This window comes from Sedimentisphaera cyanobacteriorum, assembly GCF_001997385.1.
GTDB lineage: Bacteria > Planctomycetota > Phycisphaerae > Sedimentisphaerales > Sedimentisphaeraceae > Sedimentisphaera > Sedimentisphaera cyanobacteriorum.
Genome location: NZ_CP019633.1, coordinates 651,352 through 674,625 on the forward strand (window position 1 = coordinate 651,352; position 23,274 = coordinate 674,625).

A 23,274-nucleotide genomic window follows, 5' to 3' on the forward strand; every position below is an offset into this window, starting at 1 on the left:
TTCAGCAGCGGTTGTTGTTTATCTTCATTTTTCGCTTGCATAGGCAGGGTGCATCTGTTAGATTTATCTCAAAAATTAATTAAGGAGAATATTATGAGATTAACATTTGCAGCTTTAATTCTAAGCGTTTCTGCAGGCCTCGCCTCCACGGACCGTTCCTCAGATATGGCAGACTGGGAAGGTTTTTTGTCTGATTCCAACGTTTCTGTGGGTATTGGAGCCGTGGTTTACCGAGACCTCTACAAAGGCACAGACACCCGCGGGGAGCCTGTTCCAGCGATAACAGCCGAGTTTGGCGATGTGTTCATCAGCGGCCGCTCCTTCGGATATACATTCACTAAAAGCAGGGCAATGCAGCTTGATGCGGTGTTCAAATACCGCGGCGAGCCCTTCGAAACATACTACAGCGACGCACTCGAGGGTCTGGATCGTGATTCAACGCTTGAAGGCGGTCTTGCAGCAAAATTTACTGCAGGAAAATATGTTCTTGGAGTCTCGGCGTTTGCCGACCTGCTCTCAGAGCATCAGGGCTATTATGCAGATATATACGCAGGCAGGCTTTTCAGGCAGGCCAATTTGATGGTGCTCCCGAAGCTTGGGGTCAATGTTTACGACGACAACTACAACCGCTACTACTACGGCGTACTTGAAGGCGAGGCAAATGGCAGCAGACCTGAGTATTCCCCTTCAGGCAGCGTGAGTCCTTACGGCTCAGTATTCGCTCAGTATTCACTCAGCGAGAAGTGGTCTGTTTTCGGTTCAGCATCAATTCAGTTTGCAGATGATACTGTTCGAGAGAGCCCGATAGTGGGCAGGGATTATTCTGTAAGCACGATGATGGGCGTGAGCTACAGCTTCTAAGCTCTCAGCCGCAGAATCCCCTGAGCTCGCAGGTTCCGCAGTATACGCAGCCGCGGCCGTTGCAGTTTTCAACGATCCCGATTCTGCTTAGCGCGAAATCGTATTTAACCGGGTCCTCAGGGCAGATAAGGGCAAATTTTTCTGTAACTTCCTTTGCAGTTTGCATTGTAGGGTTTTTGCTTTTATGCAGGCCGATAATCCTGCAAAGCCTTATGAGATGGGTATCCAGAGGGATTATGAGCTTCTCCGCCCCGATTTTCTCCCACGGCCCGGGGTCAACGCTGTCGTTACGCACTGTCCAGCGGAGAAACATATTCAGCCTTTTGCACGGGCTATTGGAGCCGGGGTTTGCAAGCAGATAGCCCAATCCCCTCGTTTTATGCCCGCCGGCTCGTTCCTTTAATAAATGCGTGAATTTCGTCAATGCCGGAATTACATCCGGATCGTTTTTTTCAGTGCAGCGGTTAAATGCGTTTTCAAGGCTTCCGAATTCATCTAAAAGTTCTTTGAAAGCATTGAAGAGCATAACAAAATCTTTGCCAGTATTGAATCTGTGTTTGAAGCCGGAAAGCTTAGCTGCTTGATTTCTGTCGAAGCTATCAATAAATTCTCTCGGGCTTTTGCCCATCCTTGAAAGCAAATCATCCACAGACTTTTTCACCTGCGCAACCCGTCCGTAGGCAAGCGAGGAGGCAATAAAAGCCGCAATCTCCATATCTTCCCGCTCGCTGTAGCGATGAACAAACATAACCGGATCAGAGCTTATAAATTCTGCTGTGTTGTATTTTTGATAGAGCCCTTCAAGGATTTCTTTCAGCTTCTCGGTGTTATTCATCTTTTCGTTTATCCTCCAGGTCAGGCTCAATGTGTATTGTGATATTAACCGGGACAGTGAGGCTTTCTGCAATCTTATTTTCGATGCGGTCTGTGATTTCGTGGGCTTTTTGAACGCTCATCTGAGGGTCAACGAGCATATGAAAATCGAGAAAGATTTCCCTGCCTATATTTCTTGACCGCAGTTTGTGGATCTGGCCTACATCCGGGTCTTCTCTGCTGATTTGCCTAACAGTTTCAAGTGTCCGCCTTCCTGCTGCTGTATTAGAAAATTCCCTGAAAACCCCGCCGATCAGCTTCATAGAAGCGATTATAATCATAAGCCCAACAAGGCCTGCCGCTATGCTGTCGGCATAAGCAATGCCCATATTTGTCATAATCAGCCCCGCAAGCACTGCAATTGAGCTCAATGCATCGCTTCTGTGATGCCAAGCATTTGCATGCAGAGCAGAGCTGGAGGTCTTTCTCCCCGCACTTTCGGTTATACGGAAAAGAAATTCCTTAACCGCTATCGAAAAAAGCGTAACTGAATAAACCAGTGCAGGGCTCTCAAAGCTGCTCACTTTCCCTGATGAGAATGACTTAACCACAGCCCCCGCACCAGCAGCAAAAAGTACAAGCGAGATTGCAAGGGTGCTGAGCGTTTCCCACCAGCGGTGCCCGTATGGGTGCATTTTATCGGGTGCTTTTTCGCTGAGTTTTGTGCCCGTGAAAACTGCTCCGTCAGTTGCAAGGTCGCTGAGAGAATGCAGACCGTCTGTAAGCACCGCAGCAGAGCCGCCGATTAAACCCGCAGCTGTCTTGCAGATCGAAAGCAGCAGGTTTCCCGCTGTCCCCCAGATGGTAACGCGATATATTTCTGCAATTGCATTTTTACCTTTCATAGCTATTATTATATTGATTTTGCGATATTGGAAAAACTAATAATATTACCTTCAGCAAAGCCTTAGGGGCTTTCTGAGACACCGGAGCATTTTTTGAAAAGCAGAATAGTTACTATTGACGGCCCCGCTGGAAGCGGGAAAAGCACAGTTTCAAGAGAGCTTGCCCGAAGGCTGGGCTGGAGCTTTCTGGATACCGGAGCGATGTACCGCGCTCTGGCATACGCTGCCGCTGAGGAAGGGCAGGACCTCGGCGATGAAAAGGGCGTTGCAGAGATTGCAGGCAGACAGAATTTCGAATTCACCCCCTCCAGCGAGGGGATCAAGGTCTTTCTCGATCGAAGGGATATATCCAAAGAAATACGAAGCCCTGAGGTTACTGCTTCTGTAAGCCGAATCGCCTCAAGCGTTGTTTTACGCCGCCTTTTGGTTGAAATGCAGAGAGACTTCGCTCAAAAGGCTGGGGATATGGTAACTGAAGGCAGGGATCAGGGTTCGGTAGTGTTTCCGGATGCGGACGTGAAATTTTACCTTGATGCAGGCGTTAAGATTCGCGCGCAGAGAAGAGCCGCTGAGCTGGAGGCTTCTGGTCAGAGGGTGGATATTCAGGATGTGATGAAGGCTATTGAAAAAAGAGACTTGGCAGATAAATCGCGAGAAGCTGCGCCGCTGGTCTGTCCGGAGGATGCGATAGTCATTGATTCAAGCAATATCAGTGCTGAACAGGTAACAGAGAGAATGCTCTCAGCGGTAAAGGAAATTATATGAATAATATCGGAGTCCGTTTTAAGAGAACTTTTTTCTTTTATTGGCTTGCAAAGCTCAGTACCACGGCATTTATGCGAATCTTTTATCGCGTGCGGGTGAAGGGCAAAGAAAATCTTCCCGACAAGGGGGCCTTCATTATGGTTTCAAACCATCAGAGCTTCTTAGACCCAATGCTCGCTGTGATGTTTACGTGGCGGGTTATATTCTTTCTTGCAAGAGATACGCTTTTCAAAGGCCTTTTCGGTCAGCTCCTCTTGAAGCTGAATACAAGACCCGTAAAAAGGGGCGAGAGCGACCTTAAGGCAATGCGCACTATGATAGACATACTGCAAAGGGGATACGGAACCTGTATTTATCCCGAAGGCACGAGAACGCCCGACGGACGTATTGCAGAGATTAAGCCGGGATTCCTGCTTCTTGCCAGAAAGACAAAAGCTCCTGTTATCCCGTTTGTTATAGAAGGTCTTCATGAGATATGGCCGAAAAAACAGAGCAAACCGAATCTCTCCGGCAGGGTTATGGTGGAAATTGGCGAGCCTGTACCTTATGAGAAGATTAAGGAGCAGGGAGCGGAGAATTTTGCCAAATGGCTTACCGATAAAATCAGGCAGATGCAGAACGACGCAAGGGTTGAGCTGGGCAAAGAACCTTTCGATTATGAGGCGCTTAGCTGAATTTATAATGCACCGTATCTTGCATTTTTTCTTTTTTTCAATAAAATATCATTTTTGAAGGCTTGGAGAATATATGGCATTGCTAAACGTAAATATAGACCACGTGGCTACAATTCGTCAGGCACGCGGCACAGACGAACCTGATCCCGTTTGGGCGGCTTCAATCTGCGAGCTTGCAGGGGCTAACGGGATTACAACGCACCTCCGAGAAGACCGGAGGCATATATGCGACAGGGATGTAAGACTGCTCAAGCAGACAGTTGCAGCGCTGTTCAATCTCGAGATGTCCATTGCGGAAGATATCGTTGAGACAGCTCTGGAGCTCGTTCCCGATCAGGTTACGATTGTCCCGGAACGCAGGCAGGAGCTTACCACTGAAGGCGGGCTTGACTGCGCGGGAAATTTCAAGAATATACAAAAACAAATTCAAAAAATTACGGATAAAAATATTCCAGCCAGCGCTTTTGTCATCCCCGAAAGGGATCAGATCAAGGCGGCTATGGATTTAGGCTTTGAGGCGGTTGAGCTGCATACCGGGCCTTACGCTCAGGCATCTTTTGCTGAAAAGTCCGGTGAGCTTGACAGAATCAGAGCATCCGTTGATTATGCCCGAGGCCTTGGCCTTACAGTTCACGCAGGCCACGGGCTGACATACAGAAATGTTGCCCCTGTTTCGGCAGTTGAAGGCATAAGCGAGCTGAACATAGGGCACAGCATAATTTCAAGGGCGGTTATTTACGGCTTGGAAAAGGCTGTTCGGGATATGACAGCCCTGCTGTAATTGGTAATTATTTAAAATAGAGCTTAATGGAGAAGAATATGTTTAAAGGTTCAATGGTAGCCCTCGTTACTCCTTTTAAAGATAATCAGGTAGATTTTTCGTGCCTCGAGAAGCTGATAGAAATGCACGCAGAGGCAGGCACAGACGGCCTTGTTCCCGTTGGAACTACAGGCGAATCTCCCACGCTCTCAAATGAAGAGCATAAAAAGGTAATCGAATTTGTTGTTAAAAAATCAGCAGGCAGGATGCCTGTGATAGCAGGCGCAGGGGCAAACAGCACACAGGAAGCTGTAGAGCTCACTGAATTTGCAGAAGGCGTTGGAGCCGATGCTACGCTTCAGGTTTGCCCGTACTATAATAAGCCCACACAGGAAGGCCTTTACAGGCATTTCGAAGCAATAGCAGAAGGTGTTGATCTGCCTGTTGTGCTGTACAATATTCCGGGCAGAACCGGAGGCAGCGGGCTCAGCGCAGAAACTGTCGCAAAGCTCAGCGAGCTGAAGAATGTGGCTGCAATCAAAGAAGCCACAGGCAGTATGGATCAGGCGAGCAAAATTAAATCGCTCTGCGATATTACAATACTATCAGGCGACGATTCGCTCACCCTACCGCTTTGTGCTGTAGGAGGTGAGGGCGTTATAAGCGTTGCGGCGAATATCGTTCCGAAGGATGTTAAGAGGTTTATGGATTATGTGCTGGAAGGCGATTTTATAAACGCAAGAAAGTGGCACTTTAAGCTCTTTGAGCTGAGCAAATCTATGCTTGGCCTCTCTACCAATCCGATACCTGTGAAGGCTGCTATGGCTATGCTCGGTATGATTGAAGATGAGATCAGGCTGCCCATGACACACCTCGATCAGGAAAGCTGCGCAAAGCTCAAGCAGGCTCTGAGCGATTACGGTCTTCTGTGATAAAATAGAGTAATATATTCTGGTAAAAGTTGTTATTCCGGCGGCATTTTATATGGAGAGAGTAATAACTCTAACGTCCGGAGATAATTATATTTATCTCTATGTATATAATGATGATGAGGCATTTGTTGTTGACCCGGGCTCTTATGCCCCTGTTTCCGAGGCTGTTGAGTCTTGCGGGCTGAGTCTGCGGTATATATTCCTAACTCATCACCATCTAGACCATACAGGCGGGATAGGCAAGCTCAGGAAAAAAACTAAAAGCTGGATTTTTCCGGACGAGTTAGACTCTCCCCCTCAGCTTCCTGAGACCAGAGTGGATGTTATACCTACCCCTGGCCATACTAAAGACTCAATTTGTATCCTCTTGAGGAGGCAGGACGGCAGCCCTGACATTCTTTTCACCGGCGACACACTCTTTATAGGCGGATGCGGGAGACCTATTGAGTGCAGAGCCAAAACGCTTTGGCAGTCTTTGGAAAAAATTGCTTCCCTCCCGGAAGATACCCTGATTTGTCCCGGCCATAATTACACTGCAGAGAACTGCCGATTTGGACTGTCTGTTCAGCCAGATAATGAGCTTCTCAAACAGAGGCTTCAAAAGGCAAGGAAGGCCGATATCGACGGAATTGGGCTTGTACCTTCAACAGTGAGCGAGGAAAAGCAGACAAACATCTTTATGCGTGCAGGCGAGGAGGATGTCAAGGCAGCTTTGGGTATGCAAGGGGCAGCTTCCGTTGAAGTTTTCGAGGCTCTCAGGAAAAGGAAGAACCGCTTTGGCTGAATCTATACTCCTGCATTCATTATTGGCTTAATTAAATATAAAGTTTTTCTCACTGCTGAAAATCTCGGATAGGCATTTGTCATTTACTGCAATTTGCTTGCTTGTTTTAATGCGAGTTTCTCGCCGTGATTTGAACTAAAGATATCTCTCGCCGAGCAGTTCTCCCTCAAGCCCGATTGTTACCTCTCTTAAAACAGTGCCTGTTCCGGCAGCATCTCTTGCCTTTTCCACTAAAGCGGTAAGGCCGCTGCAGCAGGGCACTTCCATTCGGGCAATCGTTACACTGCGAGGCTCTGCGGCTGCGAAAAGTTCGGTCAGTTTTTCCTCATAGCCCTCAGTCCTGTCGAGCTTCGGGCAGGCAATTGCCAGCGATTTGCCTTTGAGCAGAAACTGATGAAAGCTTCCGAAAGAAAAAGCCGTGCAGCTTGCAGCAATCAGAACATCAGCATTTACAAACTGCTCAGCATCAGGGCGGATTAAGTGCAGCTGTATAGGCCATGCATCAAGGGCAGAATTTGTTTGCGAAGGTGAAGGGTTCTTAGGACGGTTTTGAGAGAACCTCTTATTCTGCATTGAAGGGCAGCCACCGCTTTTAGGCTCATTTTTAGGGTGCTCAGAATTATTTACTTCTGCTTCCGCCTCTTCAAATGTAATTGCACCAGCCGGGCATTTGCCTATGCAGCGTCCGAGATGGTCGCAGTAGTCTTCGCGGACAAGCTTGGCCTTACCGTCAACCATCTCCAGAGCGCCGCCTTGGCATACATTTACGCACTGCTCGCAGCCGATGCATTTTTCTTCGTCTATAACTATTTTTGTTTTTGCTGCACTCATATTACTCTTTCTTAAAGCAAATAATTAAATTAAATCTTAAGCAAAAAAGTATGACTAACTTGGTCATATATAGAGTCATACTATTCATACCAATCCTTTGTTCAAAGGAATTTTTGGAAAAATCATAAAGTTAAATATTCATTGAATAAATATTTCACCAACATTGAGATTTTCAAAGCAGACGTTATGTGGTTTATCTTGTTAATAATTGACACGAAAATTTTTTAAATTTTTCTTAAAGCCATAATCTAATTTATATTTGATATAAAGCATTGCTATGCAACAGTTTACGACTTTATGCTACAACATTTCAGCTTGCGTATTGTGAAATAAATGAACAATAAAGCAAAAATATCAAACAAAAAAGTGTTGCGTACGAACATATCATTGATAAGATATTATCAAACTTATAAGATGTTAATCATTTTTACAATGCAATTTGTACTATGCAGTTATGAAAGGAAGAAGATAGAATGAGTGAAGCGTTGAACAAAATTATCACTAAAGCCAAAAAGGCGCAGGAGACGTTTGCCGGCTTCGATCAGGAAAAGGTTGACAAGATCTTCCACAAAGCAGCAGTTGCGGCGAATGATGCGAGAATTCCGCTTGCCAAGCTGGCCGCTGAAGAAACGGGTATGGGTGTATTTGAAGACAAAGTTATCAAAAACCACTTTGCCAGCGAATTCGTTTACAACAAATTCCGCGACACTAAAACCTGCGGGATAATCGAACGCGATGAAGACAGCGGTATTGTTAAAGTAGCAGAGCCGGTGGGTGTAATCGGAGGGATCATCCCCACCACCAACCCCACATCTACCGCAATATTCAAATCTCTGCTGGCTTTGAAAACGAGAAACGCCATTATCTTTTCCCCGCACCCGCGAGCGAAGAAATGCACTGTGGAATCAGCCAAAACAATTCTCAATGCGGCAGTTTCTGCGGGCGCACCTGACGGGCTTATAGCCTGGATCGAAGAGCCCACAGTGGATCTGAGCCGTGAGCTTATGACCCACCCTGATATCGCAATGATCCTCGCTACTGGCGGGGGCGGTATGGTGAAAGCAGCCTATTCTTCCGGTAAACCTGCTATAGGCGTGGGAAGCGGTAACACTCCAGTTGTTATAGATGAAACCTGCGATATCGAGATGACAGTGAGCTCTGTGCTTTTGAGCAAGACTTTTGATAACGGGCTGATATGTGCATCTGAGCAGTCTATAATCGTATGCGAAGAGGTTTACGATAAGGTAAAAAAAGAGCTTGAGATTAGAGGTGCTCATCTGCTGAGCAAAAAAGACAAAAAGCTTATGGCTGATACTATCGTAATCGACGGGAAGCTCAATACGAAGATTGTAGGCCAGCCGGCTGCCAAAATTGCCGAGATGGGCGGGGTGAAGGTAAACGAGGATGCCAAGGTTCTCGTTGCAGAGGCAGAAAAAATCGGCGACAGCGAACCTTTCAGCCGCGAGAAGCTCTCTCCAGTGCTCGGAATGTTTAAGGCAAAAGACTACGCCGAGGCTCTTGAAAAGGCGGAGGCTATGGTTCAGTACGGTGGAATGGGGCATACCTCTGTGCTCTATACAGACCCTGCAAATCAAGACAGGATACAGCAGTTCGGCAGGCGCATGAAAACCGGCAGAACGCTTGTTAATATGCCTTCTTCTCAGGGTGCGATAGGCGATCTGTACAACTTCAAGCTCGAGCCTTCACTAACCCTCGGCTGCGGCAGCTGGGGCGGAAACAGTGTCAGTGAAAATGTAGGTGTCAAGCATCTGTTGAACGTAAAAACTATTGCTGAGAGGAGAGAAAATATGCTCTGGTTTAAAGTGCCGCCTCAGGTTTACTTCAAATATAACTGCCTTGAAACGGCCCTTGGCGAAATCTCAGACCATAAGCGGGCTGTCCTTGTTACAGATAAGCCGCTTGTTGAGCTGGGGATTACCGATAAGGTTACAAGCGTGCTGGAAAAGCTGGGGATTGAATGCGAAATCTTTTACGATGTAAAGCCGGACCCAGATCTTTCTACTGTACGCAGGGGGCTGGATGTATTCAACAGCTTCAAACCAGATACCGTAATCGCTCTTGGAGGCGGGTCTCCGATAGATGCTGCGAAGATTATGTGGATGATGTATGAGTATCCCGATATCCAGTTCAAAGACCTTGCAATGCGGTTTATGGATATACGCAAGAGGATTGTGAAATTCCCCGAGATGGGCAAGAAGGCAACTATGGTGGCAATTCCCACTACCAGCGGGACAGGCTCTGAGGTAACTCCGTTCTCAGTTATCACCGACGATACTGAGGGGATTAAGTATCCGATTGCCGATTATGAGCTTACGCCGGATATGGCGATTGTAGATGCAGCCCTCGTGATGAGTATGCCAAAAGGCCTAACTGCTGCCTCTGGGATTGATGCGGTTACCCACGCAATCGAAGCGATCGCGGCGGTTACTGCTACAGACTATACTAACGGGCTCGCGATGGAGAGTCTGCGTATTCTGTTCAAGTATCTACCTATTGCGTACAACGAAGGCAATACCAACGTAAAGGCTAGAGAAAAGGTTCACAACGCTGCAACTATGGCGGGTATGGCCTTTGCCAACGCATTCCTCGGCCTTTGCCACTCTATGGCGCACAAGCTCGGGTCTGCGTTCCATATTCCGCACGGCGTTGCAAATGCGATCCTTATACCGCACGTGATCCGGTATAACGCAACCGATAAGCCTCTAAAACAGGCAGCATTCTCACAGTACACCCATCCGGTGGCTAAGATGAGATATGCTAAGATTGCAGATTATCTCTGCCTTGGCGGAAAGAGCGAAGACGAGAAGATCGAAAAGCTTATTGCTAAAATAAAAGAGCTCAGCAGGGCGGTTGACATCCCTGAAACAATCTCTGACTGCGGCGTGAGCGAGAAAGACTTCAACAACCGCATACAGAAGCTCAGTGAATCTGCATTTGATGATCAGTGTACCGGAACGAATCCGAGATACCCGCTCATCAGCGAAATAGAAGAGCTTTATCGCTCTGCTTTCAAATAACAGCAGACTGATTCGTAAGATTCAGAGAAAATAGATTCTCCACCAAAAAAGCCCCGCTTATCGGCGGGGCTTTGCTTATGCGCTTTGAAAAGATTTACAGCTCTCAGCCGCTGTAGCCGCTGGGGCGGGCTGAGTGGAATTTCCAAGCTGTTTCTACAATATCCTCGAGATTTGTCCATTTCGGTTTCCAGCCGAGCTGTGTTTGAGCCTTTGTGGAATCTGCTGTGAGAACAGCAGGGTCTCCGGGCCGGCGGTCGGTTTCGGTTACCTTGAAATCTTTACCCGATACCTTCTTCACGGTTCCAATAACCTCTCGCACTGTATATCCGTTTCCGTTGCCCAGATTGAAAATAATTTCGCTTTCGGTTGAGAGCTTTTCCAGAGCAAGAAGGTGCGCAGAGCAGAGGTCTTCAATATGTATATAATCACGAACGCAGGTTCCGTCTTTGGTATCGTAGTCTGTGCCGAAAATTTTAATGTCTTCTCTTTGCCCCAGTGCGGCCTGAATGATTAGCGGAATAAGATGAGATTCGGGCTTGTGGTCTTCTCCGAGCTGGCTGTCTCTTCCCGCTCCGCAGGCATTGAAGTATCGCAGAGCAGCGTAATTCAGCCGGCCTGTCTGGCTTTGGAAGTGGCACATTCTTTCAACTGCCCATTTGCTTTCGCCGTAAGGATTTATAGGCTCTTTCGGAAGGGTTTCAACAATCGGCACCTCATCAGGCATCCCGTATGTTGCCGCTGTTGAGCTGAATACGAATTTATTAACGCCCATAAAGTCCATTGCCCTGAGCAGATTGTGAGTGTTGCAGAAGTTGTTGTTGTAGTAGCCCAGAGGGTCTTTAACGCTCTCGCCAACCTCAATAAACGCTGCAAAGTGCATTACTGCTTCAATCTTTTTATCACGAATAACTCGAACGAGCTTGTCGTAGTCTGCCAGATCTCCATAGATAAACTCCGCTTCGGGTACAACCGCTTCAATATGCCCTTTGCTGAGATTATCGTAAACATAAGCCTTATGCCCGTTTTCAGCGAGCATTGCTGTCATATTACTGCCTATATAGCCGGCTCCGCCGCATACCAATACATTCATAAATCTATCCGTTCTCTAAAAGGTTAAAAACAATTTAAAATGCGTTTCTCGAGGGCCTTATCCCTGCCTACAATGCTCCATTCAACGCCTTCTTCCGGCAGCTCAAGGCCTGCAAGCATCCCGCTTCGCTGCGTGAATACATCATTTATATCTGAGATTAGGCCTTCGTAGTCCTTTTCTATTCTTAGCTGTTTAACGAGTACATTGCCTTGGACACTTCCCTCTGCAAACTCAAATTCACCTATACGAACAATGCTTTGAATGCTGCTGTAGGCTGCTGAATGGAGGGTCTGATTGTCTTTTCGCCAAATCTCGAAAAACTGTCCGCCCCGAAGGGGGGCTGTGAGAAGGTAGCCTTTTTCAGTGTCGAACTTGTCTATCTTAAAGCCCGTTTCTTCGAGCTCTTCCCTTATTGTGTTCATAACTTCTTCTCTGGGAGAGTCGTATTTCGCTGCCGCCTCGTTCATTTCCGCTGGCTCTTCGAATTTTATACCCTGCGAGCAGCCTGAAGCTGCAAATATAATGATTGTAATCAAGGCAACAGTACAGGCTTTCAGGAAAGCTTTTACTCTTCGTTTGAGGCTTTTTGAATTCATAAAAAATCCATTACTCTAAATAGTAAGTTTTGCCCGCTTCAAATTTGGGCAGTTCGCTCTTCTTCTCTATTATATCATTGATGCAGGCTGCGAAAAGAGGGCTCATCTCAATAACGCAGTCTGCTTTGCCTTCGGAATTGCGGGGAATATCAACGCCTGCAGCCTCAAGCCATTTGGCCGCTCGTTCGGTCATCATTTCTCGGGTTACCGCAGGGCTGTCAACGCCTTCCTTATTCTTAACGGGAGCAAACTCTTCCTCTCTGAGCGTTTCGAGTATCACTGATTCTCCAGCCATAGGAAGCGCATCAAATACGAACGTCTCGAGTTTGATTCCGTTTTTCTCCTCGGGTTTAATCTTCTCGCCCGCTTCGTTTACATGAGGAATCTTTTTTACTGCCTTATGGAAGGGCAGTGCAAAGCCTTCTGAGTTTATATCTTCGATGAAGCTTCTGCTTATGATGTGAATTGCTATAGACCCGAGCTGGAAAACAGGGCTTCCGTCGGGATTCTTCTTCTCTGCCTCTTCATCAGGCAGGTCGCTGTATTCAATTACATTCACTCTGCCGTTTACAAGGCAGAAATTGCCAACCTTTTCCTTCGGATACCCCTTAATCAGAGTCTTTGAAGACATCTCTGCGTCTGCCTTGGCATGCAGACCGATAAATAGAGGGTCTATAATCTGGATAAGGGGATTGTCCACCTGAAAATAGCTCAGATGTTCGATTCCGCGCCTGTTCATATCTGCCACGGCTCCGCTAGCATAGAGGGCCTTAAGGCTTCCCCCGTGGCCGTCGGGGCTCTTGGCGATTTCATCTTTTTCTGCAAGGAAAATCTTCCCGTCAAACTGAAAGTTAGGCATTGTTCCCTGCTCGAACATAAACACATCGTTTTTGTCTAAGCCGAAGTAGTTGTTGTCTTCAAATGCCTGAACAGTTGCGTTGTGATTTAGAGGGCTTGTCATTATATACCACGGTATCTTTGCCCCGTATTTCCTGCTTGCAAAGATAATTGTTTCTGCAAATATCTGAAAAAGAGTTTTGTTTTTTACCGGACTAACAGGATAGCAGCCTTTCGGACCGCCGAAGCCGAGCCTCGTTCCCTGTCCGCCTGCCACTACAAAAGCCCCGACCTTCCCTTCACGAATCAAATCCTCGCCAGCCGCTTTGGCATCCGCGTAAGTTTCTTCTTGGCCTTTTGGGGGCTCTGCCTTGAAATAAGGAGCGGGATCGAATTTGCTGGGAATCTCTACCGAATATTCCTGCTTTACGTATTTCTCAACCCAGCTCGGTATATTTTCAAACTCAAGCTGTTCAATATCTCTAAGCAGCTTTTCCTTTTTGGTTTCTTCCAGTTCCTCCCAGAACCGAAGAAGATGCTCCTGGCCAATCTGGTTAAGTTGGTTTTTTAGTTTTTCGTACCTCTCTGTTATGCTCATCGATTAAACCTCATAATTGTTATAGCTAAAGTTTGCCGGCTCCAAATCGTGGGTTATTATATAAAAATAAACACCCAAAAAAAGCCAAAAATTGACTCTCGCTTTGAGGTTTCAATGAGGGCATAAAAACTATATTTAAACGTTTTTTTGTTTACACACTCAATAAATTCCTGCCTTTGTTCTTTTATTTTTATCATCTTCGAATAAAATAGCTGCCTAATTGAAAATGTAGTCAGGGCTTCAAAATGATTGATACAGATACAACCAAAATAAATCTTAAGAATGTAATCTACCCAGCAGCTGCGCTTTTGATTTTGGCAGTTGCCGGAATTTTTGTATATAACAGGGCTGTTTCCGATCCTTTCGCTGTTTCATACAATTTTGCAGAAAGCAAGGTTGTAGGCGCTTTTATAGCAATGTTTTTTATAGTTTTCTTTAGTGAGCTAAAGGTTGTCAATAAGCTCCGAATGATCCTTGTGTGTATTACGGGGATGGTGGCGATTGGAATGCTTCTCTGGCCTGTTGCCGCCGGTAGCAGTAAGTTTGATGCGATCTGTTTCATTGGAGGAACGCTAACCTTCCAGAATTCAATCCTGCTTATAGCGGCCTCTTTCCTTGCGGGGATGGCGGGCTGCGCTTTAGGCTGGGCTTCAAGCCCGATGTATGGGAGTCTCGCAGCATTAACCGGCTTTGGCCTCTGGGGGCTGAGAACTGGTCAGCTCAGCAGTCTTCTGATGTACAGCAGCACTGCTCAGCAGCAGGCACAGGTATATACCTCTTTCCGCTGGGAGATTTTCTTCTGGCTTGCCGTTGTGATTGCCGCCCATTACGGCAGCTTCTTAACTGCAAAGCTTTTCGGTTCACAAAGACTGCACACACCGCAGCCTGAAGTAATGTTCAACTGGACAGAAAAGGCTTTCATTGTGCCTCTTGCTGTATGTTCGATAGCAGGTTATATTATCTCAAGATATCTTGTCTTGGGAATTATGCTGCCTGTAGAAAATTTCGGGATTGTACATCACCAGCCTCTGCCTCAGCAGATAGCTTTCGGCCTGATTGCCGGCTTCGGAATAGCAGCATTTCTTGTGAGAAAACATTTCAAATCTTCAGTAGAAATTTTATATCTTTCGGTAGCGGTAGCCGCATTTTTCACTTATGTTCTGCTTGCCAAAGATTCTACTCTGGAAACTGTAAACAAGTTTCTGCCTCCGAGCTACTTCAGTTCTCCGATGACTGCCGTGCTTCCAATGCAGTTTATAATTTACGGGTGTCTCGGTGTTTGGGGCGGCTGGTTCACTAGTATCTGCATGGACAAGAAAAACGAAGAAAATCAAACCGAACAAAATCAGGTTTAAGGCTCTCTTGTCATAGATTCGAGAATTCCTTGAGCATAGTTGAAGCTGTCTGAAGGAAATAAATCAGCATACCAAGTTTGTATTCGCTTAGCTCATCAATCACGAGCCTTATATCACTTTGCTCTGTTTCGCCGATACCAAAGGAAAAGGTAAGCGGATTTCCTGCATTTCTGGTTAAATTATTGCCCATCAAGGCCTTGCACATTTCACAGATTCCATGAAGGCTGTTTTCACTGTACCCAAATTTCAGCCCGTTTTTCTCTGGTCTGCTGTGATAAATTACTGATGCAAAAATTGCTGCCGGGTTTTTTTGCGGGGCTTCTCTGCCGAGGAAGCTGTCTATCTTTCTTGCGCCTGAAAGGAGCTGCCCTATATCAAGCTGCATAAATTCCCCGGCAAGAAGTCCTGGAAGCCCGAGAGGGCTGAAGATTCTCATCTTTTTTAAAACGATCTTTTTGCTCTCGAGGTTTTTAATGTCATCTGAAATGCTTTCTGAGAATACAAAAATTTGCGAATCAAGGTTGGAAATTTTTTCGAGCAGGGCAGGGGCGCTATCGCTGGCGGCGGCCGGGATGAATATAATGCCGGACTGCGGGTTTTCAGCTGTAAATTTTCCTGCTTGCTCGGCAGTCTGCTCAAGGCTTTTGGCCTTGAGGCTGATCGAGTGGAATTTGCTGTAGGCAGATAAGGCTTTTATCTGCCCAATCTCTTTTGAGTCTGCAATGATAAGCAGTTTTTTCCCTCTTACCTTATATTCCTCAGAGATTTTTTCTATCCAGTCAAAGTTGTCCTGATTGTAAGGAAAATCACGCAGAGGCGATTTGTCCTCGTTGCGGTTTTTGTTGCAGTTGTAAATTACATCCTTTGCCGATTGCAGGATTTGAATGTTTCTGGCCGCAGAAAATGATTTTACATTTATCGAAGAGCTGTATCCTGTACCTGAAAATATTATCTCCAATTGAAGCGTCCTTACTTGCCAATACAAAAATTCTGAAAAATACTCGACAAAACTCTCTCGTCAAGCTCCTTCTGCTGGTCAATATCTGCTATCTTGCTGTAGCCTTCTCGCAGACAAAGAGCTGCCAGCTCCTCATCGCCTTGAGCAAAAAGCTCGGCAGCCTTGTCTAAATCTTCAAGGCATTGAAAAACTGAATCCCTGTGCCGTTTGTTTACTGCGGTGATCTGCTCGCCTGCAGGGCTAAGTTCGCTTAGTCGGCTTTGGATTTCAGTTTTCAAAATCTGCAATTTTTCAGGCTGCTTAATGCTGAATTCCACAAATCTAATTCCGAAAATTTCCTCCATCTGCCTTTTGCTGCCTGCCAAATCGCATTTTGTCGCAACGCCGAGGATATTTTTTTGCCTTATTCTATCAAACACCCTTTTCTCATCTTCATAGCATGCCTTGCCCGATTCAACGCAAAAGAGGATTAAATCTGAAGACAGTATATATTCGCCTGCAAGCTCCTGAGCGGCCTGATCAATTTCATCAGCGAACGAACCGGCCATCATGCCCGCACAGTCGCTCAAAATGCAGTCCTGATATTCAAGCTGGCATACAGAACTCAAAATATCTCTCGTTGTGGCCTTCTGCTCTGAAACAATAGCCCTGTCGCAGCCGAGAAGAGCATTAACAAGCGAGCTCTTTCCCGCATTAGGCAGTCCCGCAGCTGCAGCAGAAGCAAGCCCAAGCATCCTTTCGTATGCGAGGTTGTTTTCGATGATTTCTCTGAGAGTTTTCTTGATCTGTTCGGCTCTTTCTTTTGCCTCTTCGGGCTGAATAAACACGATATCTTCACCGGAAAAATCAAGTCCCGCCTCAAATAAGCCGAGAAGCTCAACAATAGAATTTTTTATTTGTTCAAGGCGGATTGTCAAATCGCCTTTCATAAGTTTCTGGGCAGCCTGAATATGATACCTGCTGCTCCCCGATACAATCTGAGAAACCGCCTCTGATTGTGCGAGGCTGAGCCTTCCGTTCATAAATGCCCTGTATGTAAATTCGCCTGGGCCGGCAAGCCTTATCCCTTCGACCGCCGTTAGAACGCTGATTATTTCTTCCGCCGCAGGCAGGGGGGCTTGTACGTGGATTTCGATGAGCCTTTCCAGAGTATATGAGCGCCCTTCAGGGAATGAATATACAAATGACGAAAATCTCAGCTTCCTATCATTGAAGCTCAAAAAGATATCACGTTTCTCAACACCCTGCTCGGCAGTTTTTTTTATGCCGAGTTCGGCAATGCCCGTTCTGCATTCAGAGCCGGAGAGCCTGATTATATGTCTTGGCGCATCAACACCGCCGCTGCTTAATGCGCATATCGTATCTCTCATATCATACATTACTGCTGTATCCTGAAGCAAAAGTTAGCAAGACTGCATATATTTTATCTAACTCTGCTCAAATTAAAACGGGGAAAGCCTTATTTCAGACTTTCCCCGTAAAATTGCGTGTGTTACAGCTTATTCTGCATCGTCCTGATTGCTGTCCTGCTGTTTTTCGTCTTCATTTTCCTCCGGCGACACTTCTTTGATGTTTGCTTTTTCGATAATCTTTTCAAGGCACTTCTGCTCTCTTGCCTGCATATTGAATTCCTGAAGAGAACCGTCTTTGGCCAGCTCTTCACGAACCTTTTCAGGCCTTCTCTGCTGCTGAGCGGCGGTTTGTGCGATGTAGCCGTTTATCTCTTCGGGCGTTACTTTAATATCGTACTTATCAGCAATTGCATTCATTATGAAAACGGATTTCAGCATATTCTTTGCGTTATCTTTGCTTCTGGCCTGAATCTGCTCAAGCTGACGTTTGAGCTCTTCTTCGCCGTAGCCCTGCATCATCAGTCTTGAGTATTCCCGCTTCATCACAGAATCTGCCTGTTCGGAAACGATATCTTCAGGAAGCTCAAAATCGCAGTTCTCAAGCAGATAATTACGAACATTCTCATGGAGAGCTGAATTGGTTCTTCTTTCAGCGTCTTGCTTGCCGTATTCGATAATACGTTCCTTCAGTTGGTCCATGCTCTCCATCCCGATTTTTTCGGCAAACTCATCATTGAGATCAGGCATCTTCTGGTATTTGATTTCTTTGATTTCGATCTTAACCCTGCACTTCTTGCCCTTGAACTGATCGTTGAAGAAATCTTCGGGCACCTGTGTTTCGGTTTCAGCCTCATCCCCGATTTTCTTTCCTTCAAGCAGTTTATCGAGATCTTCCACTGGCACCTTGCCTGCAAATCCCTGCCCGCTTGAAACAAACAGCTCAGAATCTTCCGCAGTAACCGGCTCTTCGCCATCCGGGGTGATCTCAATATCAGCGATTATCTGGTCGTCTTTCTCAATCGCTTCATTTTCATCTCTGTCTACCCATTCAGCAAACCTCTTCTGAATCTGTTCGAGCTGATTGTCAACGAAATTTTCATCCATTTTGTGTACCGGCTTTTCGATTTCGATGCCTTCAATCTCCGGCAGTTCAATTTCAGGACGAATATTTACCTTAATATCGTATGAGAAAGAGCCTTCCTCAGGCAGTTCCAATTTTTCGTGGTCTATGTCCGGCTCGCCTAAAGTGTCCAAGTTCTCTTCCTCAAGGGCCTGTTGTGTGCAGTCTGAAAGGATCTTGAGCTTTGCCTGCTCTTCAATCTCGGTGCCGAAACGCTTTTGAATGAGCCTTCTCGGGGCTCGGCCGCGCCTGAAACCGGGAAGAACTACTTCTTTCTGCAAGTCTGAATACTGCTCTGAAAAAACCTTTTTAATTGTTTCTTCCGGAACCTCAATAGTAACTTTCATCCTGCAAGGGCCAACTTTCTCAGTGGTTACGTTGATATCGAGTTTGTTTGCTGTTTCTTCTGTCATTTCGATTTTCCCTTCAATAAAAAAAAGACTGCGGAGACGTCCGCAGTCTTAATTTAACTTATCTGAACATCCCGCCGACCAGCGCCAGGCAAACGCTTTGCCCGATAACTCGTCGAGACTATGTCAATCATAAAAGCGGGTGATGAGATTCGAACTCACGACATTCACGTTGGCAACGTGACGCTCTACCACTGAGCTACACCCGCATTCAGCAGCAACCTGCTGTCTGAGAGAAAGAGAATTCTATATTTCAGCTTTCGGAATGCAAGAGTTTTTTCTTCAATTTTTTGTTTTTTTTTGCTTGTGCATTTCATTCTGTTCTGATTTTTCAGCTTCTGCCTGCTTAGCAGTAAGGTATCACAGACCGCCTCAAATAAATATTCTTAATCTCTTATTAAATGTGTTTTCTAAGTATTCGGGAGATATTTTTTCTTGCATTTATCCGGCTTATAAATATTCTTTGGCTCTCGGTTAGAAATTAGATATACAATATTGTAAGTACAGGATTTATTTATGGGAAAAATTGAAAATAAATGCGTAGAAGCTGTGAGATTTTTGAGTGCAGAAGGCGTTCAAGCGGCCAAATCCGGTCATCCGGGAATGGCGATGGGAATGGCTGCTTTAGGTGTAAAGCTCTGGACGGAGCATATGAACCACAGCCCAAAGAATCCTCAGTGGCCCAATAGAGACAGATTCATCCTCTCAGCAGGGCACGGCTCTATGCTGCTGTATTCACTGCTCCATCTTACCGGCTACGAGCTGCCTATGGAAGATTTGAAAAGATTCCGTCAGCTTGGCAGCCTAACCCCAGGGCATCCGGAATACGGTAAAACAGCCGGCGTGGAAGCAACTACAGGCCCGCTGGGCCAAGGACTTTCCAACGGTGTTGGAATGGCAATCGCTCAGAAGTATCTTGCCTCGAGATACAACAAGGATGGCTTCAACCTCTTCGACTACAATATATACGTTGTTTCAGGCGACGGCTGCATGCAGGAAGGAATATCCAGCGAGGCTTGCTCGCTTGCCGGGCATCTCGGCCTTGATAACCTCGTGCTGATTTATGACGACAACAGCATCACAATTGATGGAGATACAGGCCTTTCCTTCACAGAAGATGTGGCTGCAAGGTTCCGGGCATACGGCTGGGACGTGCAGGAAGTGAGCGGAGACGGGGGCGATTTAGATAAGATTGGCCAAGCTCTGGAGAATGCAAAGAGATGCAAAGGCAAGCCGAGCATGATAAAGCTCCAGACAAAGATCGGATTCGGCGCACCAACCCTTGCCGGTTCAAGCAAATCTCACGGCGCTCCGCTGGGCGAGGATGAGATTAGCCAGATGAAATCCGACCACGGCTGGGATCCGGAAAAGCATTTCCATATCCCTGAAGAAGTGAACGAATATATGCGAGGCTGTATTGACAAGGGCGAAAAGCTCGAGAAAAACTGGAACGAACTCTTCCGCAGCTACAAAGAAAAATATCCCGAACTTGCCGAAGAATACGAGCAGGCTATGAAAGGCGGTCTGCCGGTCAATCTTGATGATGTGCTCCCTGAATTTGAAGCAGGGGAGGCCCTTGCCTCAAGGAAAGCTTCTGGAAAGGCTATTGCAGGGTTTATGCCAAAGATGCCTCTGGTTCTTGGCGGTTCTGCTGATCTTACCCCCTCCAACAACACCGACTTCCCTGATATGGTTAATTTCCAAAAGGATGCTCCAAACGGCAGATATATCCGTTACGGCGTTCGCGAGCATGCAATGGGGGCAATCCTAAACGGCATATCCCTAACCAAGCCTCTTCGCTGCTACGGCGGAACATTCCTCGTTTTCAGCGATTATATGCGGGGTTCATTGAGGGTGGCATCTGTAAGCGGGTATCCTTCAATATACGTATTCACTCACGACAGCATTGGAGTGGGCGAGGACGGCCCGACACATCAGCCTGTAGAACAGCTTGCTTCGCTCAGGGCAATGCCCGGTCTTACATGTTTCCGTCCTGCAGATGCAAACGAAACAGTTATGGCATGGAAGTATGCCCTTACTCACAATGACGGGCCTATGGCTATGTTTTTAACAAGGCAGAAGCTTACAACCTTGGACAGAATGAAATATGCGCCGGCCGAAGGGGCATTGAAAGGTGCTTACACACTCAACTGTCCTGACAATCCTCAGGCGATAATATTTGCAAGCGGGTCTGAGGTAGAAAAAGCCCTTGAGGCTGTCGACAAACTCGCAGATGATGGGATTCAAGTAAGGGTAGTCAGTATGCCGAGCTGGGAGATATTCGAGCAGCAGAATGAAGATTACAAACGCTCTGTCCTCAGTCCTGAGATTAAGATAAGAATCGCAATGGAGGCTGGCGTTGAGATGGGATGGCGCAAATATATCGGCCAAGAAGGCATTTTCATCGGTATGAAAGGCTTCGGCACAAGTGCCCCGTGCAATCAGTGCTTCGAGCATTTCGGAATAACCGCTCAGGCGGCAGTTGAAGCCGTGAAAAGCAAATTATAGCTTCACTAAATAAGCAGACAAAGCCCGGGGAAAGCCATTAGCTGCCTCGGGCTTTTTTTATTTTCCTATTATTTTTTTGACAGCTTTCTTAAACTCGCTGTACGCCTTAAAAAGCTGCGAAGAACCGTATGCTGCGGGCTTAAGGGATTTACAAAAAGTCCATGGTAGTTTTGGCGGAAGTTCAAATCCCTGCTGTTTTACCCACTCAAGGGTATCGATTACAAGCGGATAATGTCTTATCTGAGAGTCTGTCCAAATTACCCAAGGCTTTTTCCGTTCGTAGAAATGTACTACAAGGGCTTTAGGGTCGTTTGAGAGAAGGTGGGGATGAATCTCTGGGGCATCCTCAGCGAATGCAAGCAAAGCGTTCAGTGCGAGCTCATCGCTCATTCTCTTACCGCTAAGCCCGAGCGAATATGCCGGAGACTGTTTGCCGCTGTCTCTTATCTCCTGCATAAAGCTGTTCCATTTTTCTACAAAATCCATTCTGGAAGCGTCTATTGTAAAAGCGCAGTTGGAAGCAGCTGATTCCGTGCGGGGCTCGCGGAGCTCGCCTATATCCTCCTGCCAGTTATCTGTATAAAGGCTTGGAAGGCTGCCCGGAGCTTCCCCTGGCTGGTAATCTTCTTTGAAGCGATGCACGTTTTCTTCTTTGCTTCTAAAGCGTATTCTTATGCCGTCTTCAGGAACGTTCAAATAGTCGGTAACATCTCCGTTTACCATACAGTCTGAATCCATCCAAGTTACAGAGCCTTCATTTGCTGTTTTTAATGCAGCTATCTTGCCGTTGAAGGCCATATCTTTGCCGTCTTGAATAAGATTTACTCTGCCGAATTGTTCAAGCAGAGAGGCTGATAAGCTGGATAGCCCGAAGCCTCTTACGTTTATATCGCAGTCCACATTGAACCTCCGCAATGATGCGGTCAGCAGAAACGCACCCCATAGATATCCATCATCACATGCAGTAACCACTGTTCTTTTTTTGAGATTTTCCGAACCGGCCATTATTGTCCTTTCTTAGGTTTTAGATGAAAGCACTGATGCTTAAAGTCTGCCATTATTAAAAGTCCATGCCTACGCTAAACATATATTTGGTGTCTGTACTTTCGGTCCCGGCGGCAGGAGATTTATCATAATCAAGAATAGATTTGAAGCTTGCAAAAATTGAATCTGTCATCTGATATTTAAACTGGGCGAAAGTGGAAACGTAATATTCATCGCTCAAGCTCTCGAAGCTCGGATAAAATGTGAGCTCATGAATAAACATCAGATTGTCCAGCATCTGCTTATCAAAATGATAGCTGGCCTGTCCTGAAAGCTCGGTATTGCTGTCGGGCTCATTGTCATATTTTTCGTATCTCGAGGCCACACCAAGGTCTGTCGAGAAGTTCATTGCAGGCGTTTCAATCCACTGATAACCAAGACCGCTGCCTATAAGCACCCGGCGGTCGAGGTCTGCGATTTTGTCGGTTTCGTATCGTCCATCAAGGAACGCATAAAGCTTCTTGCTCAAGAAATAGTCGAATTTTGCCCTTGTCTTCCACCATTCCTCTGTAGTGGTTTCCTCGCCGGTATCCTCATCTGTCTGCTCGCTTTGAGCATAATCTGCCGAGAGGGTAATTCTGTCCTGCTCTGTGCGTTTCTGCATATAAGCGCTTAGATTGTAGTCTGTTTTGTCTGTGTTTCCATTGCTCACGGCTACGCCGCCTGAAATGCTCCCCTTCCACCTTGGTTTCTCAGGGGCTGGCGGATTTACAGAGGATATTGAATCAACCTTCAGCTTTTGCGGCTTGAGCAGCTCTGTCTCTTTGGTTTGTATGTAGCCTTTTGATCCTTTTTTTACGGGCTGATTGAGCGTGCTTCCGTCTTCGAGATGCATTTCCACAGGCTCCTGAGTTTCAAAGGATGAAACATTTTCCAGAGGGATCTCTATATCCCCTGCAAGCTCTGAGGCGATTTTCAGCTTTCCGCCGGTAACAGTTTTTACCGTCCCGCTGATCTTGTCTCCATTGCTTAAATACACCACATCTGCATTTACTGCTGCTGCAAACAGAATCAAGGCCGTTATTGTTAGTAATCTTTTCATA

Annotated in this window: 20 protein-coding genes and 1 tRNA gene; 9 read left to right on the forward strand and 12 right to left on the reverse strand. The window is 46.4% G+C overall.

From position 1 onward, the window contains the following. Positions 1-93 precede the first annotated feature (93 nt). On the forward strand, positions 94-861 hold the full coding sequence (locus tag L21SP3_RS02475) for a MipA/OmpV family protein (RefSeq protein WP_077539182.1): 768 nt from the start codon (positions 94-96) through the stop codon (positions 859-861). A gap of 4 nt (positions 862-865) precedes the next feature. Here L21SP3_RS02475 and L21SP3_RS02480 read toward each other — a convergent pair whose 3' ends face one another. Together L21SP3_RS02480 and L21SP3_RS02485 are read right to left on the reverse strand one after the other, a co-directional pair. Then, the gene (locus L21SP3_RS02480; RefSeq protein WP_077539183.1) at positions 866-1,696 is read right to left on the reverse strand and encodes a TIGR02757 family protein; all 831 of its coding nucleotides are present in this window, start codon (positions 1,694-1,696) and stop codon (positions 866-868) included. Continuing rightward, a complete protein-coding gene (locus L21SP3_RS02485) occupies positions 1,689-2,579 on the reverse strand; it encodes a cation diffusion facilitator family transporter (protein WP_077539184.1) in 891 nt (296 codons plus the stop codon). Before L21SP3_RS02485 ends, L21SP3_RS02480 begins: the two co-directional genes overlap by 8 nt. Before the next feature lie 93 nt (positions 2,580-2,672). Here L21SP3_RS02485 and cmk point away from each other — a divergent pair, with 93 nt between their 5' ends. The 5 genes from cmk (at position 2,673) to gloB (ending at position 6,494) form a co-directional block, all read left to right on the forward strand. Beyond that, positions 2,673-3,344 (forward strand): (d)CMP kinase, encoded by a 672-nt coding sequence (cmk, locus tag L21SP3_RS02490; protein WP_077539185.1) that lies wholly within the window; start codon positions 2,673-2,675, stop codon positions 3,342-3,344. Then, positions 3,341-4,018, forward strand: coding sequence for a lysophospholipid acyltransferase family protein (locus tag L21SP3_RS02495; protein WP_077539186.1), 678 nt, complete (start codon positions 3,341-3,343; stop codon positions 4,016-4,018). The genes cmk and L21SP3_RS02495 overlap by 4 nt, the downstream gene beginning before the upstream one ends. Positions 4,019-4,091: 73 nt before the next feature. Continuing rightward, positions 4,092-4,799, forward strand: coding sequence for a pyridoxine 5'-phosphate synthase (locus tag L21SP3_RS02500; protein ID WP_077539187.1), 708 nt, complete (start codon positions 4,092-4,094; stop codon positions 4,797-4,799). A 38-nt stretch (positions 4,800-4,837) separates the two neighbouring features. Beyond that, positions 4,838-5,710 carry a 4-hydroxy-tetrahydrodipicolinate synthase gene (gene dapA / locus L21SP3_RS02505; protein ID WP_077539188.1) on the forward strand — a complete coding sequence of 291 codons (873 nt, stop codon included), beginning with the start codon at positions 4,838-4,840 and terminating at the stop codon, positions 5,708-5,710. Positions 5,711-5,762: 52 nt separating this feature from the next. Beyond that, positions 5,763-6,494: a hydroxyacylglutathione hydrolase gene (gene gloB, locus L21SP3_RS02510; protein WP_077539189.1), complete on the forward strand. Its 732-nt coding sequence runs from the start codon at positions 5,763-5,765 to the stop codon at positions 6,492-6,494. 135 nt (positions 6,495-6,629) lie between these two features. On the opposite strand, the gene L21SP3_RS02515 is transcribed toward gloB, so the two are convergent. Next, entirely contained in the window at positions 6,630-7,325 is a 696-nt protein-coding gene (locus tag L21SP3_RS02515; RefSeq protein ID WP_077539190.1) for an ATP-binding protein, read from the reverse strand. A gap of 473 nt (positions 7,326-7,798) precedes the next feature. Here L21SP3_RS02515 and adhE point away from each other — a divergent pair, with 473 nt between their 5' ends. Continuing rightward, the gene (gene adhE / locus L21SP3_RS02520) at positions 7,799-10,363 is read left to right on the forward strand and encodes a bifunctional acetaldehyde-CoA/alcohol dehydrogenase (protein WP_077539191.1); all 2,565 of its coding nucleotides are present in this window, start codon (positions 7,799-7,801) and stop codon (positions 10,361-10,363) included. A gap of 103 nt (positions 10,364-10,466) precedes the next feature. Here adhE and galE read toward each other — a convergent pair whose 3' ends face one another. From galE to L21SP3_RS02535, 3 genes are read right to left on the reverse strand one after another with little or no spacing between them, the layout of a single operon-like run. Further along, positions 10,467-11,453 (reverse strand): UDP-glucose 4-epimerase GalE, encoded by a 987-nt coding sequence (gene galE / locus L21SP3_RS02525; protein WP_077539192.1) that lies wholly within the window; start codon positions 11,451-11,453, stop codon positions 10,467-10,469. A 23-nt stretch (positions 11,454-11,476) separates the two neighbouring features. After that, positions 11,477-12,049: a hypothetical protein gene (locus L21SP3_RS02530; RefSeq protein ID WP_077539193.1), complete on the reverse strand. Its 573-nt coding sequence runs from the start codon at positions 12,047-12,049 to the stop codon at positions 11,477-11,479. A gap of 10 nt (positions 12,050-12,059) precedes the next feature. Beyond that, positions 12,060-13,484 (reverse strand): UTP--glucose-1-phosphate uridylyltransferase, encoded by a 1,425-nt coding sequence (locus tag L21SP3_RS02535; protein ID WP_077539194.1) that lies wholly within the window; start codon positions 13,482-13,484, stop codon positions 12,060-12,062. A gap of 245 nt (positions 13,485-13,729) precedes the next feature. On the opposite strand from L21SP3_RS02535, the gene L21SP3_RS02540 reads away from it, so the two are divergent. Then, positions 13,730-14,839 (forward strand): hypothetical protein, encoded by a 1,110-nt coding sequence (locus tag L21SP3_RS02540; RefSeq protein WP_077539195.1) that lies wholly within the window; start codon positions 13,730-13,732, stop codon positions 14,837-14,839. A gap of 10 nt (positions 14,840-14,849) precedes the next feature. Here L21SP3_RS02540 and L21SP3_RS02545 read toward each other — a convergent pair whose 3' ends face one another. From L21SP3_RS02545 to L21SP3_RS02560, 4 genes are all read right to left on the reverse strand, one after another. Then, complete coding sequence (locus L21SP3_RS02545; protein ID WP_077539196.1) at positions 14,850-15,797, reverse strand: hypothetical protein; 948 nt, start codon at positions 15,795-15,797, stop codon at positions 14,850-14,852. 11 nt (positions 15,798-15,808) lie between these two features. Beyond that, on the reverse strand, positions 15,809-17,176 hold the full coding sequence (locus L21SP3_RS02550; RefSeq protein WP_077539197.1) for a tRNA modification GTPase: 1,368 nt from the start codon (positions 17,174-17,176) through the stop codon (positions 15,809-15,811). A 120-nt stretch (positions 17,177-17,296) separates the two neighbouring features. Next, entirely contained in the window at positions 17,297-18,682 is a 1,386-nt protein-coding gene (gene tig, locus L21SP3_RS02555) for a trigger factor (protein ID WP_077539198.1), read from the reverse strand. A gap of 134 nt (positions 18,683-18,816) precedes the next feature. Then, positions 18,817-18,888, reverse strand: a tRNA-Gly gene (locus tag L21SP3_RS02560). A gap of 307 nt (positions 18,889-19,195) precedes the next feature. Between L21SP3_RS02560 and tkt the strand changes: the two genes are divergently transcribed. Next, complete coding sequence (tkt, locus tag L21SP3_RS02565; protein ID WP_077539199.1) at positions 19,196-21,187, forward strand: transketolase; 1,992 nt, start codon at positions 19,196-19,198, stop codon at positions 21,185-21,187. A gap of 57 nt (positions 21,188-21,244) precedes the next feature. Here tkt and L21SP3_RS02570 read toward each other — a convergent pair whose 3' ends face one another. Together L21SP3_RS02570 and L21SP3_RS02575 are read right to left on the reverse strand one after the other, a co-directional pair. Further along, on the reverse strand, positions 21,245-22,192 hold the full coding sequence (locus L21SP3_RS02570; RefSeq protein ID WP_077539200.1) for a hypothetical protein: 948 nt from the start codon (positions 22,190-22,192) through the stop codon (positions 21,245-21,247). Between the two features lie 55 nt (positions 22,193-22,247). Continuing rightward, the gene (locus L21SP3_RS02575) at positions 22,248-23,273 is read right to left on the reverse strand and encodes a DUF481 domain-containing protein (protein ID WP_161488066.1); all 1,026 of its coding nucleotides are present in this window, start codon (positions 23,271-23,273) and stop codon (positions 22,248-22,250) included. Position 23,274: the final 1 nt, after the last annotated feature.

Bases quoted from the DNA above. Each gene is read 5' to 3' on its own strand.
- L21SP3_RS02480 (WP_077539183.1), bottom strand. From the start codon at position 1,696: ATGAATAACACCGAGAAGCTGAAAGAAATCCTTGAAGGGCTCTATCAA.
- adhE (WP_077539191.1), top strand. From the start codon at position 7,799: ATGAGTGAAGCGTTGAACAAAATTATCACTAAAGCCAAAAAGGCGCAG.
- L21SP3_RS02530 (WP_077539193.1), bottom strand. From the start codon at position 12,049: ATGAATTCAAAAAGCCTCAAACGAAGAGTAAAAGCTTTCCTGAAAGCC.
- L21SP3_RS02500 (WP_077539187.1), top strand. From the start codon at position 4,092: ATGGCATTGCTAAACGTAAATATAGACCACGTGGCTACAATTCGTCAG.
- L21SP3_RS02475 (WP_077539182.1), top strand. From the start codon at position 94: ATGAGATTAACATTTGCAGCTTTAATTCTAAGCGTTTCTGCAGGCCTC.
- L21SP3_RS02575 (WP_161488066.1), bottom strand. From the start codon at position 23,273: ATGAAAAGATTACTAACAATAACGGCCTTGATTCTGTTTGCAGCAGCA.
- L21SP3_RS02540 (WP_077539195.1), top strand. From the start codon at position 13,730: ATGATTGATACAGATACAACCAAAATAAATCTTAAGAATGTAATCTAC.
- L21SP3_RS02485 (WP_077539184.1), bottom strand. From the start codon at position 2,579: ATGAAAGGTAAAAATGCAATTGCAGAAATATATCGCGTTACCATCTGG.
- dapA (WP_077539188.1), top strand. From the start codon at position 4,838: ATGTTTAAAGGTTCAATGGTAGCCCTCGTTACTCCTTTTAAAGATAAT.
- gloB (WP_077539189.1), top strand. From the start codon at position 5,763: ATGGAGAGAGTAATAACTCTAACGTCCGGAGATAATTATATTTATCTC.
- L21SP3_RS02515 (WP_077539190.1), bottom strand. From the start codon at position 7,325: ATGAGTGCAGCAAAAACAAAAATAGTTATAGACGAAGAAAAATGCATC.
- L21SP3_RS02550 (WP_077539197.1), bottom strand. From the start codon at position 17,176: ATGTATGATATGAGAGATACGATATGCGCATTAAGCAGCGGCGGTGTT.
- galE (WP_077539192.1), bottom strand. From the start codon at position 11,453: ATGAATGTATTGGTATGCGGCGGAGCCGGCTATATAGGCAGTAATATG.
- tkt (WP_077539199.1), top strand. From the start codon at position 19,196: ATGGGAAAAATTGAAAATAAATGCGTAGAAGCTGTGAGATTTTTGAGT.
- L21SP3_RS02535 (WP_077539194.1), bottom strand. From the start codon at position 13,484: ATGAGCATAACAGAGAGGTACGAAAAACTAAAAAACCAACTTAACCAG.
- L21SP3_RS02570 (WP_077539200.1), bottom strand. From the start codon at position 22,192: ATGGCCGGTTCGGAAAATCTCAAAAAAAGAACAGTGGTTACTGCATGT.
- L21SP3_RS02495 (WP_077539186.1), top strand. From the start codon at position 3,341: ATGAATAATATCGGAGTCCGTTTTAAGAGAACTTTTTTCTTTTATTGG.
- tig (WP_077539198.1), bottom strand. From the start codon at position 18,682: ATGACAGAAGAAACAGCAAACAAACTCGATATCAACGTAACCACTGAG.